The sequence below is a fragment of the Massilia frigida genome, assembly GCF_011682175.1.
Lineage (GTDB): Bacteria > Pseudomonadota > Gammaproteobacteria > Burkholderiales > Burkholderiaceae_D > Telluria_A > Telluria_A frigida.
In genome coordinates, this window is the sequence record NZ_WHJG01000019.1 from 1 (window position 1) to 16,635 (window position 16,635).

The following is a 16,635-nucleotide window of genomic DNA, read 5'->3' on the forward strand; positions in this document are numbered from 1 at the left end:
GCACAGCTTGACGACAACGACACATCCCGCGGTTTCCTCCTTCGCGGCTTGCCCAACGCCGGCCGGAGACGCTTGCGTGCATCAGTTTGAGTCTGTGACGGCGGCCGGCATCGGACAACCCTTAACGAATGTTGCCATTTCACTCGACAATATGCTACTCGTTGGCGAAAGGCAGCTGCCGCCCACATAGCGGACTCATAAAGTCACTGCATGTTTGTGCTGTGCGTGACCAAGCTGTCTACCGGAACCGGGCTAATCATGAGTCGCAGCGCACTCTGATTTTCCATAGCTTATCGTCTTGCAGATCGTCGGCTCGAAGTTCCTGCTGTACATCCGCGCTAAATCGGCTGAACTCAGCATAGGATGGACGCGCTCCAAAAGCCTGGATGACGCCCATTTCTTCAGCCGTAAAGGCCGCCGGCTTCGCATCGCGGATCGCTTCACCCGCCTCAAGCTGTTTTAATCCTGTTTCCATGACTTTCAAAGCATGCCGTCTATACTTTATTCCTGCCGCGCTTTGCATGAACTCGTTGATCTCTTTCAAGCGTTGAACGTCCTTGAAATTTCTTTTTGCCAGTTTTAGTGACGCATCGTCAAATACGCTTGGCTCGATCGCAGCGTTCATGCACTTCACAAATTCCGGGCGAACTTTGGAACCCATGTTCACCGCAATCTGCAACACCATTTTTTGGTTCAGCGCCAGCATCTCCGACGCGGGAAAGAGTCCGAGAAACCGCTGCGTCGCCGTGGTCAGCTCATCCGGCTCGGCACAGCTTGCAACCGTTGGTAAAACGGCGGCGCTAAACAACGCCGCGCATATGAAACGCTGCAATGCAGGAAGGCGAATCATTTTTGGTTTCCATAAGACATCAAGTTCGAGACACGACACATCAGCGAAACTTGTAGCGCTCGCCCGTCTTCAAATCCAGCGCAAACTTGACACCGTTCTCGGTGAGCGGCACTTCATCCGGCGGCTCGTCGCCAGCCAGCGCGCCTTCGACGAACGGCAAACCCTCGCCCTTGCGCACCAGTTCATCAGCACGCTCGTACACATTGCGGCAGCCCGTCTCCGCGATCAAGGTTTGCACGATCGGCACCTTCCACGCGTCCACGCCGGCCGCCTGGAATTCGCAAATCAAATACCCCTCTTTGCCGCCGTACTGCTCCACCAGCAAACCCGGCAGGTTGTCCGCCTCGGCGTTGACCAGCTTGACCACCTGATCGGGACGCGCCTTCTTCGCCGCCGCCGCGCTCTTGGCCAACGCCGCTTTCACGCGCCGTTTGATCAGCGCGTGGTCCACCGGCTCGCCTTCGTCGAAGGTCCACACGCGCGCACGGATCTGCGACTTGGAATTGTAGGCGGCGCGCGCCAGGAATTTGGTCGACGACGACTGCACGATGGCCGTGCCGCCCGCCTTCATTTTTTCGTTCGGCTTGCCGTCGACTTTTTCGATCGCGGACGCGTAAATCCAGGGCTCGCCGGCGAGCAGGCTCTTTTCCTTGCCCTGTTTGATGGTGATGATCAGCATGTGGTTCCAGTGAAAATGCATTGCAAGACCACATGATACCGCCTGCCGCCCCATTTAGAGCCCCTCCTCTACCTGCGCAACATTTTTCTTGTGTATAGACCGATCGGTCTATAGGATGGTTTGCATGAAAACAAGCGATGCCAAACAGCGCCTGATCGGCGCCATGATCGACGCCCTGCAGCGCCGCGGCCTGCACGGCAGCGGCCTGACCGAACTGCTGGCCGCCGCCGACGCCCCCAAGGGCGTGCTCTACCATCATTTCCCGGGAGGCAAGACCGAACTGGCGGTGGCCGCCATCGAGGTGACCATCGCGCGCCTGTGCGACAGCATGGAAGCGAGCATGGCCGCCAGCGGCGACCCGGGCGCCGCCCTGATGATCTGGATTAACGGCGCCCAGAAGCGGCTCGACGGCAGCCACTACGAACGCGGCTGCCCGCTGGCCACCATCGCCCTGGAGACCACTGCCGACGACGTCGCGATCCGCGCCGCGCTGGCCAGGGGCTTCGCCGCCGTGCGCGACCGCATCGCCACAGGCCTGGTCAACGCCGGTTACGAAGCGGCCAGCGCCCACGCCACCGCAGCCCTGCTGCTGGCCGCCTACGAAGGCGGTTTGCTGCAAGCGCGCGTGGCCGGCACGCCGGAACCGATGGCGCTGGTCAGCGCCGCCCTGCTCACCTACCTGAAGCTGCAGCGCCCCAAGGAGCCCGATCATGAGTAATCCCGCCAATGCCCAATCCCTGACCCTCACCACCGCCGACGGCTACCCGATCGCGGCGCTCCGCTACCCGGCCGCCGGACCCACGCGCGGCCACCTGGTGGTGGCCGGCGCCAACGGCGTGCCGCAGGGCTTCTACCGCCGCTTCGCGCAGTACGCCAGCAGTTGCGGCTACAACGTGATGACGCTCGATTACCGTGGCATCGGCCTGTCCAGACCGGCCACGCTCAAGGGCTTTCGCATGGATTACCTGGACTGGGGCCGCCAGGACCTGGCCGCCGCCGTCGACGCCATGAACGAACCCGGACTGCCTCTATATATGGTGGGCCACTCCTACGGCGGCCATGCCTTCGGCCTGCTGCCCAACCACGACAAGGTCGACGGCCTGTACACCTTCGCCACCGGCGCCGGCTGGCATGGCTGGATGCCGCCGATGGAGCGCCTGCGCGTGCTGCTGATGTGGCGCGTGCTCGGCCCCCTGATCGTGCGCGTCAAGGGTTACCTTGCGTGGAACTGGATGGGCATGGGCGAAGACCTGCCGGTCGACGTGTACCGCCAGTGGAAGCGCTGGTGTACCTTTCCGCGCTATTTTTTCCAGGACCCGGAGATGAAGCACATCGCCGCGTCCTACGAAAGCGTGCGCAGCCCGATCATGGCCTGCAACGCGCTCGACGACCTGTGGGCGCGCCCGCCCTCCCGCAACGCCTTCATGTCGGCTTACCGCAACGCCGGCTGGCAGGCGACCGACATCGACCCGCGCCAGGCCGGGCTGGGACCGATCGGCCACATGGGCTATTTCAAGGCCCACTGCAAGCCGCTGTGGGAAGGGGCGCTCGGCTGGCTGGAACAGCATGGCCGGATTCCCCCGGCCAGTCCATCGCGCTAAACCGCAGTCTGTCCGGCGCGCGCTGCAGTTTGTCGCAAACGGCGCGCTGCGCGCCGTCCGCTTGCCTAGTATGCTGGTCAGGAACCCTGTCCAACCATCCATACAAGAGGAAGCCGCCATGACCCGAGCACCATCTACCCGTTTCCCCCTGCGCCACCTCATCCTGGCCGCCGCCCTCGCGTGCGCGCTGCCCGCCAGCCAGGCTGCGCCCGGCGACTGGTTCAGCGGCGAGAAGGTCCAGGGCAGCACCATCATCAAGCGCCAGACGCGCGCGCTGGGGCACTTTACCGGCCTGGCGCTGAGCCTTCCGGCCAAGGTGGAAGTGCGCATCGGCGACACCGAAAGCGTCACCATCGAAACCGACGACAACCTGCTGCCGCTGGTGGAAACCGTGATCGAAGACGGCACGCTGCAGCTGCGTCCCAACAAGCGTAACCTGAACCTCCAGACCCGCACCATGAAGATCGTGGTGCAGGCCAAGAACCTCGATCACATATCGATCGGCGGCTCGGGCAGCATCGATGCCGATGCCCTGCGCGGCGACAAGGTGCGCATCAATGTCGGTGGATCGGGCTCGATCGTCGTCAAGGGCATTGAAGCGGACAACGCCGTCATCGCCGTTGGCGGCAGCGGCAGCCTGACCAGCGGCAGCGGAGCGCTGAACAAGGCGTCGATCTCGATCGGCGGCTCGGGCGACGTCAACATCGGCAAGGTCAAGGCGCGCGAGGCCAAGATCAGCGTGGCCGGCTCCGGCGAGGCCATCGTATGGGCCAGCGACAGCTTGAACGCGTCGATTGCCGGTTCGGGCGAAGTCAAATACTACGGCGACCCGAAAGTGAGCAAGTCGGTGGCCGGCTCCGGCAACACCCGCCGCCTGGGCGACGCGCCGCAACGCTGATTTTTCACAGGTCGAAGCGCAGTTCCGCCACCGCCGTGCGCTGGGTGTACGGGTGGAAGGCCCAGTAGCGCGTGTTGTTCACGTTATCGATCCCGAGCGCCGCGCTCCACTGCTTGTTGATCTTGTAGCGCACGCGCAGGTCGGCCACCAGGTAGTCCGACACGCCCATGTAGGTGGCGCCGTTCGGATCGGTGTTGTCCAGCGTGCCGTACTGCTTGCCGCTGTAGCGCACACCCACGCTGCCCACCCAGCCCTGTCCCAGATGGTAAGTCGTCAGCAGGTTGGCGCGCCACTGCGGCACGCGCGGCTGGCGTTTGCCCACGCTGGCCGCAAAGCCGCGATTTTGCGCGATGGTCGAATCGGCGTAGGTCAGGCTGCCGTTGATGGTCAGCCCGTGCACCATCACATTGTCGCCCTGCCATGCCACTTCCAGTCCGTTGGTGCGGATCTTGTCCACGTTCTGCACGGTGTTGACAAGGCCGGTCAGCGGCTGCGAGTACAGCGCGTCGCGCGTGGTTTCGTGGAACACGGTGGTGCGCAGCGAACTATCGCCTGTTACCCTTTCAGCGGTCAGTTCGCCGGTCCATGAACGCTCGGCGCGCAGGTTGGGGTCGCGGTTGACGATCTGCTGGTCGACGATCGAGCCCTGGAACAGTTCCGCCGCGGTCGGGTTGCGCACCGCGCGGCCGGCCGATGCCTTCAATGCCCAATCGTGCGTGGCCTGCCAGGCCAGCGCCGCTTTCGGCGACCAGCTGGTCTCGACGCGCTCGCCGAACGGCAGCGGCGCCACCGATGCGGCGTTCGATACTTCACCGCCGTACGCGCTCCAGCGCTCCAGGCGCATGCCGAGCGTGGTCTTCCACTGCGGCGCAAAGCGCCAGGTGTCTTGCGCGTACAGGCTTTGCAGGCGCGTATTGCCGTTGAAGGTGGAGACGGTGGTGCCGTTGCCGGCACTGATCCAGTCGCTGGCGGAAAACACCCGCGTGCGCAGGGCCGCGCTGTCGCTCTGCACGCCCATGTCGACGATGTGGGCCGGCGTCGGGCGCCAGATGCCCTTGAGCGCCAGCGTGGTCCAGCCGCTGCCTTCCATGTCGGTCACGTTGCCACGGCCTGTCTGGCCGACACTGGCGACCGGCACCACCGGCGTGCGCACCAGGTCTTTGGCGTAATCGTATTTGCTGGCCGCGATTTCCCAGTCCCATACGCCCTTGGTGTGCTGCTTGAGCGAGAAGCCGTGCATCAGGTGTTCGAGCTTGCCGATGCTGGGCGCCAGGTCCGACGGCTTGAGTTCATAGCGCTTGCCGCCGATGTTGATGAAGCCATTCGCGTCGCCACGGTACACCGGCGCGCCGGCGGCATCAACCAGGTAGGTCTCGGCGGCGCGGTGGGCGTCGTTGCCCCACCAGCCCAGCGTGTAGCTGGCGCGCAGCGCCGGCGTCACATCATAGGCCAGCTTGATCTTGGCGTGATCCTGCACCGTGTGCGACTGGCCGCTGGTGCCGATGATCAGCCAGTCCCTGTTGGCCGAATTCCTGTCGGCCACGGCGCCGCTCACCGGCAGGCCGGCCGCGCTGTTCACGCCCGCCGATACCAGCTTGTTGGCGAACACGATCGGCTGGCCGCGGCTGTCCAGGCGCGATACGTCCACCCACCACGACCACGCGCCCTGGCGGTTGCCGACCGAGGCGCTGCCCTGGCCGCCGCCGAAGCGCGCGTCGGTGGCGTACTGGCGATAGCGCTGGCTGAACCCCGACAGCTTCACATGCGCCTCCAGGCGGGTCGGCATGCGGGTCTGGAAGTCGACCACGGCGCCGGCCGAATTGCCCGGATAGGCGGCCGAAAATGGGCCGTACAGCACATCGACGCGCTCGATTTCCTCCGGCGAGACCATGCCCCAGCGCGGGGTGAAGGTGGCGCCGTTGCCGAGCAGGTTGGACAGCAGGATGCCGTCCGCGTACACCAGCGAACGCGCACTGTTGCCAGTGCCGGACGCGCGGCTGGCCAGCACCGCGTGGTCGTAGTCGCCGATGTAGCGCTTGCGCACGGTCAGGCTGGGGAAGTATTTGAGCGCGTCTTCGCTGTCGGTGGCGTTGATGCGCTGCTCCACCTGGGTGCCGCTGATCGACTCGATGGTGGTCGGGATCTGGGTCGGCAGCGAGCTGGGACGCCCGCCGTTGACGGTCACCGTCGGCAGCGTGGCTGGCGTGTGGGTGGCCTGCGCCACGTTGGCGGTACAGGCGAGCAGGATCCCCAGCGCCGGTACGCTGGTCAATAAGGTGTTCATGGCGAGCCCTTAGTGGTGGGGTGCGCCGGCTGCGGCGGGGAGAATGTCGAGCACCGGCGCCGGTGATGCCGGCCTGGCGCCACTGGCGTCGGGAATGGCGTCCCAGTCCAGGCGGCCTTCGTCGCACAGTTGGCTGACCTTGAAGTAGTACTTGCCCGCCGTGGCCGGCAGCTTGACCTGCATGGCGAATTCGTCGAAGTGGGCGTCGGCCAGCGGGCCGCCTTTCCAGGTCAGCTGCTTGGCCGTGCCGGACAGGGTCCAGCCGGCCTTGGGCATCGGCTTGGCGCCTTCGACGCCGGCTGGCAGGGTCACGCTCAGGGTGTGGGTCGGGCTGCCTTTGCAACCGTGGCCGACGCGGAAGGTCAGCTTTTGGTAAGTGCCGGCGCTGGCGCTGGTTTGTTCGAGCGTCACGTGGGCGTGGGCGAGCGGCGCGGCCAGGGCCACGCAAGCGAAAAGAATGCGAATGTTCATGGAGATGTCCGAGTCGGTTGTAGCGTCAGGTTCAGTGGGCAGCGGTGTGCGCACCGGGTGGGCCGGTAAAGTTCAGCGGCTTGACGGGAACGTCGATGGTCATCGATTCGCGTCGTTTGTTCGGGTGTTCGACAATCAGGGTCAGCGGCACGCTGTCACCCGCTTTCAGCTGGCGTTTCAGGTCGATCAGCATCAGGTGGTAGGCCCCCGAGGCGAGATTGACTGCCTGGCCGGCCGGCAGGGCGATGCTGTCGACCTGCTGCATTTTCATCTGGTCGCCCCGCATCTCCATCTTGTGCATTTCAACGCTGCCGGCGACCGGCGAACTGGCGCCGACCAGGCGTACATCCTTGGCCGACCGCAGCTGCATGAAGGCGCCGCTGGCTTTCTGGACCGGCACGGTGGCACGTGCCCAGGGGGCGTCGACTTTTACCTGGGCGAAGGCGGATGAGGCGAGCGCATACAACGCGAGCAGCGCATAACTATTTTTTTTCATGGTCGTTCTCTGAAGTAAGGTCTGGTGACGTGGGCCTGGCGGGCAGGCGCGCGACGTCGCAACGGTGCGGCGCGCAGTGCGCCGCAAGAGCTATCAGAGAAGCGTGGGCGGGCCGCGCGGCGGGGCGGCGGTGAGCGCGAGCAGGGGTTGCGGCGCGCGGTAGAACAGGAAGGGACGCAGCTCGTGGCCACCGAGGATGGCCAGGCCCGTGATTGCGTTCGGCATCAGCGAATACGTGCCGGCGTGCGGCAGGCAGTAGCCGCAGTCTTCCATCATGCCGGCGTCGGTGTGGCTCATCTGGCCGGCGAGCAGGCTGATGGCCTGGACGCCGGGCGTGGCGCGTGCGCTGGGGTTGGTGAGGCAGATGTCCGGATCGGGAGCGTTACCGCGCACGGCGGCAAGCGCGTGCGACATCGACGGGGCGAGCACGTTCATCAGGATCGCAATACACGCGATCCAGATTTGCAGGCGCCACTTGGTCGACTTGGTTTTCATGGGCGAATTATATCGCAGGGATGGGGGCGCCGGGGGGACTAGCGCGGACGGCAAAAGGACTAGGCGGCGCGCGCCGATGTGCCCATCCACCATCAAAACAACGGTTACAAAAAGCTTAATCTTTTCGTGTCGCTTGACGTAGTATCTGTCAACGCCCACGACCAAGAAACGACCATGCCCTCGCCCGTCCGCCACATCGCCGACGCCGCCATTGCTGTCGCCGCCCCGCCCGCCCCCGGGTTTGCTCACGCAGCACAGCGCGTAGAGTGGCGTGTTCCGGCTGGACGTGGCGACGGGGGCGCCGCTGGCGGTCCACTTATGTTCATCTCTTCCAACAAGGAGTTAGCCGATGCATCGTCTTGCGGGCCTGTGTGCCGCCCTTGCGCTGTTATGTCTTGCCCCCTCCTCGCACGCGCAAGGACTGCCCGCCCTTGCGGTGACGGTCGATGTGAGCCATGTGGGAAAGGATACCTGGCGCGTCGATTACCGCTTTTCGCAGGCGGTAACGGCAGTCGAACTTGAAACGGTCGGCGATTATCGGCAAAAGGCGTGGAAAATGCTCACGCCAGCGATGCGCCTCGAGCCGGCATCACAGTTCGACCGCATCAGCGCCGACGGCAAGCCATTCACCACGGCCAGCATCCAGATCACCACCTTCGACGGCCTGGCGCCGAAGTCCTACGCGCCCTTCAACCGCTTCACGGATGGCGGCACGGCGGTTTTCCTGGGGAACTTGCAGGGCAACGCGTATCAGGACAAGCAAGCGTTCGCGATGTCGGCCGATATTCGCTTGAAAGGCCTGGCAAAGGAAAACGTGATTGCGCCGCCGCTGAACAAACTGGTTCCCGGCGGAGAGCGCGGCTATGCGTATTTCGGGCCGGCGCAGCCGGTTCGGTCGGGATCGACGCAATTCCTGCTCGATCCGGACACGCCGGCGTGGATGCGCGAGGTGGCGCAGGACGTCGGCGCCAAGGTCTCGGAATATTACGAAAAAGCTTACCGGCGCGCGCTCAAGGAGGGCGTGTTCGTGATGTTGTCGGTCTCCGGTTTCGAGGAAAAGGGACTGGCGATGAAAGGCGGCGCGGTCATGGGGCAGTTGTCCTACCGCTTCGACGGACAGAAGCTGCTGGCCGACCACCCGACATACCGTGAAGTGCTGGCCAGGCTCGTCGCGCATGAAATCGCGCATCTGTGGCAATTGAATGTGTCGCGCGGCGGCATCGGCGAGAACGATCCATGGATTCACGAGGGCGGCGCGGAAGCCATGGCCATCGACGCCTTGCTGAAAACCGGCATATGGAGCCCGCAAAGCGCCGCGAACTATCGCGCGCAGCAATCGGCAAGCTGCGAAAAGCTCGGCAATTCGGTAGCGTCGTTCGATGGCATATATGCGTGCGGCCTGATGCGCTTCGACAAGCTGGGCATCGATATCGTGCCGCTGTGGCGTTCCATGATCCAAACCTCCGAAGCGAAGGGCGAAGTGTATTCCGAACGGATGATCGAAGCCATTGCAGGCGGCGCGGGTGGTGCGCTGCAAGCGCGGGCGAAACATGGCGGCGCGGGCGAGTAGCCCGGCAGCCTTGAAGCGGGATCTGTCATTTCTGCCATTGGCAGAAATGACTTCCCACCCACGCGGGAAAGAGGGACAGGCATGCCGGGGCAAGAATGGCCCGGGTTGGCGTGCCTTGCGTGACCTCTGGTTTAACGCATGGCCTTGAAATCCTCGCGCTCGATCAGCACCGTGGTCACGCTGTCGGTCAGGTAGATCTGGCCATCCTGGATCGTGCATTGCAGCTGCATATTGCGCTGCGCCAGCGCTTCGAGCTGGGCGCTGGCATCGGCCGGGATATTAATCACGGTCAGGTTCTTGGCCCGCTCGAGCTTGTTGGCGATCTGCTTGTACCAGATATGGCTGGTCGCGCTGTAGCTGTACACGATCACGCGCTCGCTGCGGCCGCACGCTTTCATCAGGCGCTTTTCGTCCGGCTGCCCGACTTCGATCCACAATTCGATCGCGCCGGTCAGATCCTTCTGCCACAGATCCGGTTCGTCGGTATCGAACAAGCCCTTGGTGAAGGTCAGCGATTCGCTCGCGTGAATCGCAAAGGCGAGCAAACGGATCATCATCCGTTCGTCGGTCTCGGAGGGATGCCGCGCCAGCGTCAGGATGTGCTCCTGGTAGTAATTGCGGTCCATGTCCGCAATCTGCAGTTCTGCCTTGTAAATCGTCGCTTTAAGTGCCATTGATACGCCTGCCTTTAACTTCTCTGAATTATTTGAAGACGACAGTCTTGTCGCCATTTTGCAAAATGCGGTGCTCGACAAACCATTTCACCGCGCGCGCCAGCACCACGCACTCGACATCGCGCCCGATCGCGCTGAGGGTGTCGGCATCCATCGCATGATCGACCCGTTCGACGTCCTGCTCGATGATCGGACCTTCATCGAGGTCACCGGTGACGAAGTGCGCCGTGGCGCCGATCAGCTTCACGCCGCGGTGGTGCGCCTGCGCGTACGGCTTGGCGCCCTTGAAACTCGGCAGGAAGGAATGGTGGATATTGATCGCCCTGCCCCGCATCGCCTCGCACAGGCCGGGCGACAAAATCTGCATGTAGCGCGCCAGCACCACCAGGTCGATCTTGTGGGTGTGCATCAGGTCCAGCACCCGCGCTTCCTGCGCCTGCTTGGCCGCCGCGTCCGCCCCCGCCGCCAGCGGCAAGTGGTGGAACGGAATGTTATAGCTGGCCGCCAACTGGTAGAAATCCATGTGGTTCGAGACGATGGCCGGAATTTCCACCGGCAACAGGCCGCTCTTGTAGCGGAACAGCAAATCGTTCAGGCAATGCCCGATTTTCGACACCATCAGCAGCACGCGCGGCTTGGCGTGAGCGTCGTGCAACTGGCCGTTCATGCCCATGTGCGTGCACAGGGCGGCGAAATCGGCGCGCAGCGCGGCGTCGCCGACGGCGCCTTCTTCCAGCGCAAAATGGACGCGCATGAAAAACAGCTTCGATTCGGCATCGCCGAACTGGGCCGAATCGATGATGTTGCAACCATGCTCGGCGAGGAAGCCCGAAACACGATGCACAATGCCGCGCTGATCGAGGCAGGACAGGGTCAGGATGTATTCTGGATGCGTCATGGTCTTGTAGTAGATGGCGTGGGAACTGCGAACCTTGTATTGTCGCATGCGTCAGGGAAAACCGCCCATCACAAAAAAGCACGCTCGTGCAGAATTGCGGTATAGTAGACGAATCACTCCCTCACACAAGGATTCGCCATGACGACTACCGCACTGATGAACCAGCAGTTCCGCCTCGCCGCCCGCCCTGTCGGGATGCCGAAACGCAGCGACTGGGAACAAACCACCGAACCAGTGCGCGACATCAACGATGGCGAAATCGTGATCAAGGCCCTGTACCTCTCGCTCGACCCCGCCATGCGCGGCTGGATGAACGAAGGCAAGTCCTACATCCGCCCGGTCGCCATCGGCGAAACGATGCGCGCCGCCGGCGCGGGCGTGGTCGTGGCATCGAAGTCCGACAAGTTCGCCGTGGGCGACACCGTGTCCGGTGGCATCGGCGTGCAGCAATACTGGGTCGGCGCGGCCGATGACAAGTCGGCCAGCCTCTACAAGATTTTCCCGGCCATGGCGCCGCTGACCACCTGGCTCAACACCCTGGGCATGCCCGGCATGACCGGCTACTTCGGCCTGATCGAATCGGGCCAGCCCAAGGCCGGCGAAACGGTCGTGGTGTCGGGCGCGGCAGGCGCGGTCGGCATGACGGTCGGCCAGGTCGCCAAGCATCTGGGCTGCCGCGTGGTGGGCATTGCCGGCGGCAAGGAAAAATGCGATTTCGTGGTCAATGAACTGGGCTTCGACGCCTGCATCGACTACAAGAACAGCTCGGTCAAGGATGGCCTGAAGGAACATTGCCCGGACGGCGTGGACATCTACTTCGACAATGTGGGCGGCGAGATCCTCGAAACCGTGCTCGCCCGCATCAACCTGCGCGCCCGCATCGTCATCTGCGGCGCCATCTCGCAGTACAACACCACCACGCCATTGAAAGGCCCGGCCAACTACATGTCGCTGCTGGTCAACCGCGCGCGCATGGAAGGCATCCTCGTGTTCGACTACGCCGACCGCTATCACGTGGGCGTGGCCGCCATGGCCAAGTGGATGCAGGAAGGCACCTTCAAAAGCCGCGAAGACGTGGTCGACGGTTTGGAAAACTTCCCCGAAGCGCTGCTGATGCTGTTTGAAGGCAAAAATTTCGGCAAGCTCGTGCTCAAGGTGGCGGACGCCTAAGTCGCGCGCCGCACCAAATGATCTGACCCGGATCACCCGGGCCGCCCGTTCGCGGCGGCCCTCTCCCTCCCTCCCCGCTTGACCGAACGCGCCCGCGCATCATGTTCGCGGAACTTTGATCCGTCCCCTCACGTCTATCACATGCCCATTCGACGTCCGTTCGCCTGACCGCGACGGCGCCCTTCCCATGTTTTATGACGAGGACAGCCATGCCATCCTATTCAAGCAGACCATCCGTGCGCTCGCAGTTCGACATGCAGGTGGACTTTTTCACCGAGCTGGCCCGCGCGGGCATCGACGCGCTGCGCAGGCTGAGCGAGCTCAATGTACACCTGGCGCGGCAACTCAATGACGATGCCGTGAATGCCGGGCGCGCCATGCTGTCGTGCGGCTACCCCTTCCAGCTGCCCGTGGTCGCCGCGAGCGAGGCGGCGCCGTTCATCGAGCACCTGCGCAGCTACCAGCAGCAGTTGGGCGGCCTGCTGTCGGGCGCGCGGATGGCCCAGGCCCGCCCGCCCGGCGCCCGCGCCGATGGCGCGGCCCACGTCCCGCTCGATATCCACCACACGCCGGAGTAAAAACCGGCACACAGCCCAACACGGAGTTCACCCATGTCTACCCACGGTAAGCCAAAAAGCGGCGCGGCGATCGACGCGCTCGAATTGCTGAAAGCCGACCATGAAAAGGTCAAAAGCCTTTTTCGCGAGTTTGAACGTCTGCGTGACGACGAAGACGCTGATGAACGCAAATTTGAACTGGTCGACGACATTTGCTATGAACTGACAGTCCATTCGATGATCGAGGAAGAAATTTTCTATCCGGTGCTGCGCTCGCTGATCGATGACGACCAGTTGCTCGACGAAGCCGAGGTCGAACACGCCGGCGCACGCGACCTGATCGGCCAGCTCGAAGTGATGTACCCGGGCGACGACCATTTCGACGCCACGGTGGCGGTGCTGGGCGAGGAAATGGCGGACCACATCGACAGGGAAGAAAGCGCGCTGTTCGACGCCGCGCGCCAGTCGGGCGTCGACCTCGACGAGCTGGGCGAACGGCTGTCGGCCCGCAAGGATGAACTGGACGACGACCTGACCTCGCCGCCGGCCCCGGTCGACGCGATGGAACCGCACAACGGCGCGCGCCGGCCACCACGTCCACCGAACTAGTGACGCGCCACGGAACTTATAAAGTGAGCACGTCTCTAACCCACATACCCAGTAACGCGTCAGTAGCGCATGAGAGCGGGGTTCCGATACCGAAGCAAACAAGGAGAACGACATGGCGACAAGTAAGGAAAGTGGAGGCAACAAGAACAGCACATCCGGCGGCAACGCGCAAAAAAGCGGCAGTGGCAGTAGCCAGGGTCCCGCCAAGCGCGGCTTCGCAGCCATGGATCAGCATCAGCAGCGCGAGATCGCCAGCAAGGGCGGCCAGGCTGCCCACCAGAAGGGAACGGCGCACGAATTCGATTCCGAAGAAGCGCGCCGGGCCGGGCAAAAAGGCGGCGAGGCGGTCAGCCGCAATCGCGAGCACATGGCCGATATCGGACGCAAGGGTGGCGAGAGCCGCCAATCGGCGGCCCGCAACGCCGCTGCCGCTGCCGGCGGCGGAGGCGGCGATGGCGCCGCTGCCAAAGGATCGCGCCAGGGGAGCAAGGAGAAGGACAAGGACAAGACGGATTGACCGGCAAGTCCGCTGGCCCCGGCCGGCATGGCAGGTTCGTGTCGGCTGTTGCTTATCCGGGACGACGGCACCAGTGGGTGTTTTCGTTCCGGTGATGCGCTTGCCGAGCTTGTGGCGGCAGGCTGCCGGATCGCCGGGTCGCCGGGTCGCCGGGTCGCCGGATTGCCTGATTGCCGGATTGCCGGGGATGGCTCTCCTGGCAGCTTGCATGCCGCCACCATCTCATAGCGGCTTGCTTGCTTGCCGCCGCCTTCTCATGGCGGCTTGCTTGCATGCCGCCGCCACCGGCTTATAGCCTGTCAGGTTTCCCGGCTGCTCGCCTGTTTGGCTGTTTGGCTGTTTGGCTATTTGGCTGTCCGGGCAGACAGTGGGTCTCGATGAGTCCATCATGCCTCCGTTTGCGCGGGCAACACCGCGCCATGCGGCGGGTGCACGCGCGCACCGCACAGGTCGCCGCCGGAGTAAGCCATTCAACCTGGCGTCCCATCCTGGCGTCCAGCGTCGCGTCCATCTTCGCGTCCATCTTCGCGTCCATCTTCGCGTCCATCGTGGCGTCTACCCTTGCCGTCCACCCTGTTTTTGCGCCCGCATACATATACAGATAGTGAGGATGCGCCAACATCCCCGCATAGCCGCCGTGCGCATGAAGAGGGCCGGATGCTTCCCGCATCTCCCTCTATGTTCGCGCGCATATACGTATCGGCGCATCCGGTGTCGGGTCATGCCGCGTCCGCATGCATATGGCAAGCGCATCAACGCCAGTATGGCGCGCTTTCACGAATAGCAGCTCCCGCGTCTCCTCAAACACGGCGAAATAATCTATGATGCAACTCCGAAAGCCGCCGCTGGCGGCCCCCCAATCCACCCAGAAAGCCGATTGCCATGCCACGTTTCGCCTTGCGTATATCCATGATCGCCATCGCCGCAGCTTGCAGCGCTTCCAGTTTTGCCCAGGCGCCCGCTGCGGTGGATACCCAGCTCGCGTTTTCCCACCCTAACCAGATGGTCGATATCGGCGGGCGGCGCCTGAACCTGTATTGCAGCGGTTCGGGAACGAACACGGTCATCTTCGATTCGCCGTCGGGCATGGCAGGCTGGGTCTGGTACGCGGTGCAGCCAGAGATCGCCAAGCAAACGCGCGCCTGCATCTTCGACCGCGCCGGCTTGGGCTTCAGCGACCCGGCCGAACGCCCCAACATCTCGGAAAACGTGGTCGAGGACTTGCACGCCGCGCTGGGCAAGGCTGGCATCGCGCCGCCTTACGTCCTGGTTGGCAATTCCTTCGGCGGGGGCAACATCCAGTTGTTCACCTACCGCTACCCCAACGAGGTCCAGGGACTGGTGCTGGTGGAAGCCCAGCATGAAGATGAAATGGACCGCATCAATGTCGTCTCGAAAGGCAAACTCAAGGAAATGAATGCGATGCAGGCGGAGTATTCAAAAACCTGCGCGACGCAGTCCGAAAAAGGCTTTGCTCCCGGCAGCGAGCTGTTCACTAACTGCACTGGCGGCTTCCAGCCGCAGTTCGGCCGCGCCCTGAATGCCGCTTACCTCGCTTCACTGACCTCCCCAGCCTACTGGCGTGCGCGCAATGCCGAGGAAGACGCCTTCGAGACCAGCAACGCCCAGCTGCGCGCGGCGCGCCGGCCGTTCGGCGACCTGCCGCTGATGGTACTGACGCGCGGCGTGTCGCCGTATGCGATTCCCGGCAAACCTCAAAGCGAGCTGAATAAGGCGACCGAAAAAGAAAATTTCATCATCCAGCAGGAGATGGCCGCCCTCTCCACGCGCAGTACCCAGCGGGTGGTGCCGGGCGCCGGCCACATCATCCAGGTCGACAAGCCGCAGGCGGTGATCAAGGCGATCAAGGACCTGCTCGCGCAAATCAAGCCATAATGCGGCATCAGCAGGCGGACCGATCCGCCTGCGAAACACAAGGAACAAGCATGATCCCAGTCGAGGTGAGGGCCGAGATAATGCGCCGTCTGGCGCGTACCGAGCAGGAAGAAGGCGTGCGCATCCTGCTCGCGATTGAATCGGGAAGCCGCGCCTGGGGCTTTGCCTCACCCAACAGCGATTACGACGTGCGCTTTATCTATGCGCGCAAGGCCGACTGGTATCTGGCAGTCGATCTGGAAGAGCGGCGCGACGTGATCGAATATCCGATCGTCGACGATATCGACCTCAATGGCTGGGACCTGCGCAAGGCGCTGCGCCTGCTATGGAAAACCAATCCGGCGATGGTGGAGTGGATCCAGTCGCCGATATCGTATATCGAGACCGGCGGCATTGGCGCCGGCGCGCGCGAACTGCTGCCGGCCCTGTATTCGACCGAACGCGGGATTTATCACTATCGCAGCATGGCCAAGACGAATTACGCCAATCATTTGAGCGGCGCGCAGGTACCGCTCAAAAAATACTTTTATGTGTTGCGCGCGCTGCTGTCGGTGCACTGGATCGAGCGCTACGGCTCCGCCGCCCCCATTGAATTCCACAAACTGCTGCACTTGCTCGATCACCGTCCGGATTTGCTGGCCGAGATCGACGCGCTGCTGGACAAGAAACGCGCAGCACCCGAACTGGGGCTGTCCGAGCCGATTATCAGCCTGAATCACTTCATCGAGCAGGAACTGGTGCGCCTGGAATCGGTGCCGCCGCTGCCGGCCGCACGGGCCCAGCCGCTGCCCGCCTTGAACGCCCTGTTCCACAGCGTCCTGCGCGAACAGCAGGAATAACGCCGTCCCGCGCGCCCCGCGCACACGCCCCCCCAACCGGATGTCAAGCCTGACATCCGGACACGATCACCTCCTTCCAATCCTCCCGATACGCGCTTGACCACGCCGCCGGCGCCATTTTAGCTGCCCGC

18 protein-coding genes are annotated in these 16,635 nt (G+C 63.5%); 10 read left to right on the plus strand and 8 right to left on the minus strand.

The annotated features are described in order from the left end of the window. Positions 1 to 256 precede the first annotated feature (256 nt). Together F2P44_RS18330 and F2P44_RS18335 are read right to left on the minus strand one after the other, a co-directional pair. Positions 257 to 850, minus strand: coding sequence for a hypothetical protein (locus F2P44_RS18330; protein WP_167088493.1), 594 nt, complete (start codon positions 848 to 850; stop codon positions 257 to 259). 40 nt (positions 851 to 890) lie between these two features. After that, a complete protein-coding gene (locus F2P44_RS18335) occupies positions 891 to 1,529 on the minus strand; it encodes a class I SAM-dependent rRNA methyltransferase (RefSeq protein ID WP_167088494.1) in 639 nt (212 codons plus the stop codon). Between the two features lie 124 nt (positions 1,530 to 1,653). Here F2P44_RS18335 and F2P44_RS18340 point away from each other — a divergent pair, with 124 nt between their 5' ends. From F2P44_RS18340 to F2P44_RS18350, 3 genes are all read left to right on the plus strand, one after another. Further along, positions 1,654 to 2,247: a TetR/AcrR family transcriptional regulator gene (locus tag F2P44_RS18340; protein ID WP_167088495.1), complete on the plus strand. Its 594-nt coding sequence runs from the start codon at positions 1,654 to 1,656 to the stop codon at positions 2,245 to 2,247. Continuing rightward, positions 2,240 to 3,130 (plus strand): alpha/beta hydrolase family protein, encoded by an 891-nt coding sequence (locus tag F2P44_RS18345; RefSeq protein ID WP_167088496.1) that lies wholly within the window; start codon positions 2,240 to 2,242, stop codon positions 3,128 to 3,130. The genes F2P44_RS18340 and F2P44_RS18345 overlap by 8 nt, the downstream gene beginning before the upstream one ends. Before the next feature lie 118 nt (positions 3,131 to 3,248). Beyond that, on the plus strand, positions 3,249 to 4,028 hold the full coding sequence (locus F2P44_RS18350; protein WP_167088497.1) for a head GIN domain-containing protein: 780 nt from the start codon (positions 3,249 to 3,251) through the stop codon (positions 4,026 to 4,028). 4 nt (positions 4,029 to 4,032) lie between these two features. On the opposite strand, the gene F2P44_RS18355 is transcribed toward F2P44_RS18350, so the two are convergent. From F2P44_RS18355 to F2P44_RS18370, 4 genes are all read right to left on the minus strand, one after another. After that, positions 4,033 to 6,312 (minus strand): TonB-dependent receptor, encoded by a 2,280-nt coding sequence (locus F2P44_RS18355; RefSeq protein WP_167088498.1) that lies wholly within the window; start codon positions 6,310 to 6,312, stop codon positions 4,033 to 4,035. A gap of 9 nt (positions 6,313 to 6,321) precedes the next feature. Next, positions 6,322 to 6,783, minus strand: coding sequence for a YcnI family copper-binding membrane protein (locus F2P44_RS18360; protein WP_167088499.1), 462 nt, complete (start codon positions 6,781 to 6,783; stop codon positions 6,322 to 6,324). Positions 6,784 to 6,814: 31 nt separating this feature from the next. Then, positions 6,815 to 7,279, minus strand: coding sequence for a copper chaperone PCu(A)C (locus F2P44_RS18365; protein ID WP_167088500.1), 465 nt, complete (start codon positions 7,277 to 7,279; stop codon positions 6,815 to 6,817). 93 nt (positions 7,280 to 7,372) lie between these two features. Next, positions 7,373 to 7,774 carry a DUF2946 domain-containing protein gene (locus tag F2P44_RS18370; RefSeq protein WP_167088501.1) on the minus strand — a complete coding sequence of 134 codons (402 nt, stop codon included), beginning with the start codon at positions 7,772 to 7,774 and terminating at the stop codon, positions 7,373 to 7,375. 349 nt (positions 7,775 to 8,123) lie between these two features. Between F2P44_RS18370 and F2P44_RS18375 the strand changes: the two genes are divergently transcribed. Next, positions 8,124 to 9,344: a hypothetical protein gene (locus F2P44_RS18375; protein WP_167088502.1), complete on the plus strand. Its 1,221-nt coding sequence runs from the start codon at positions 8,124 to 8,126 to the stop codon at positions 9,342 to 9,344. Positions 9,345 to 9,475: 131 nt separating this feature from the next. Here the strand turns inward: F2P44_RS18375 and F2P44_RS18380 are convergent, their stop codons facing one another. After that, a complete protein-coding gene (locus F2P44_RS18380; protein WP_167088503.1) occupies positions 9,476 to 10,018 on the minus strand; it encodes a YaeQ family protein in 543 nt (180 codons plus the stop codon). A gap of 28 nt (positions 10,019 to 10,046) precedes the next feature. Continuing rightward, positions 10,047 to 10,916, minus strand: coding sequence for a formyltetrahydrofolate deformylase (gene purU / locus F2P44_RS18385; protein ID WP_167088504.1), 870 nt, complete (start codon positions 10,914 to 10,916; stop codon positions 10,047 to 10,049). A 138-nt stretch (positions 10,917 to 11,054) separates the two neighbouring features. Here purU and F2P44_RS18390 point away from each other — a divergent pair, with 138 nt between their 5' ends. The 6 genes from F2P44_RS18390 to F2P44_RS18415 all read left to right on the plus strand — a co-directional run bounded on the left by F2P44_RS18390 (position 11,055) and on the right by F2P44_RS18415 (position 16,504). Further along, on the plus strand, positions 11,055 to 12,086 hold the full coding sequence (locus F2P44_RS18390) for an NADP-dependent oxidoreductase (RefSeq protein ID WP_167088505.1): 1,032 nt from the start codon (positions 11,055 to 11,057) through the stop codon (positions 12,084 to 12,086). Between the two features lie 209 nt (positions 12,087 to 12,295). Then, positions 12,296 to 12,664, plus strand: a complete 369-nt coding sequence (locus F2P44_RS18395; protein WP_167088506.1) for a phasin family protein — start codon at positions 12,296 to 12,298, stop codon at positions 12,662 to 12,664. Between the two features lie 33 nt (positions 12,665 to 12,697). After that, positions 12,698 to 13,252 carry a hemerythrin domain-containing protein gene (locus F2P44_RS18400; protein ID WP_167088507.1) on the plus strand — a complete coding sequence of 185 codons (555 nt, stop codon included), beginning with the start codon at positions 12,698 to 12,700 and terminating at the stop codon, positions 13,250 to 13,252. Positions 13,253 to 13,364: 112 nt separating this feature from the next. After that, positions 13,365 to 13,769 (plus strand): KGG domain-containing protein, encoded by a 405-nt coding sequence (locus tag F2P44_RS18405; RefSeq protein WP_167088508.1) that lies wholly within the window; start codon positions 13,365 to 13,367, stop codon positions 13,767 to 13,769. 909 nt (positions 13,770 to 14,678) lie between these two features. Beyond that, positions 14,679 to 15,665: an alpha/beta fold hydrolase gene (locus tag F2P44_RS18410; RefSeq protein ID WP_167088509.1), complete on the plus strand. Its 987-nt coding sequence runs from the start codon at positions 14,679 to 14,681 to the stop codon at positions 15,663 to 15,665. Positions 15,666 to 15,715: 50 nt separating this feature from the next. Continuing rightward, positions 15,716 to 16,504 (plus strand): nucleotidyltransferase domain-containing protein, encoded by a 789-nt coding sequence (locus F2P44_RS18415; RefSeq protein ID WP_167088510.1) that lies wholly within the window; start codon positions 15,716 to 15,718, stop codon positions 16,502 to 16,504. The last annotated feature ends 131 nt before the right edge of the window (positions 16,505 to 16,635 follow it).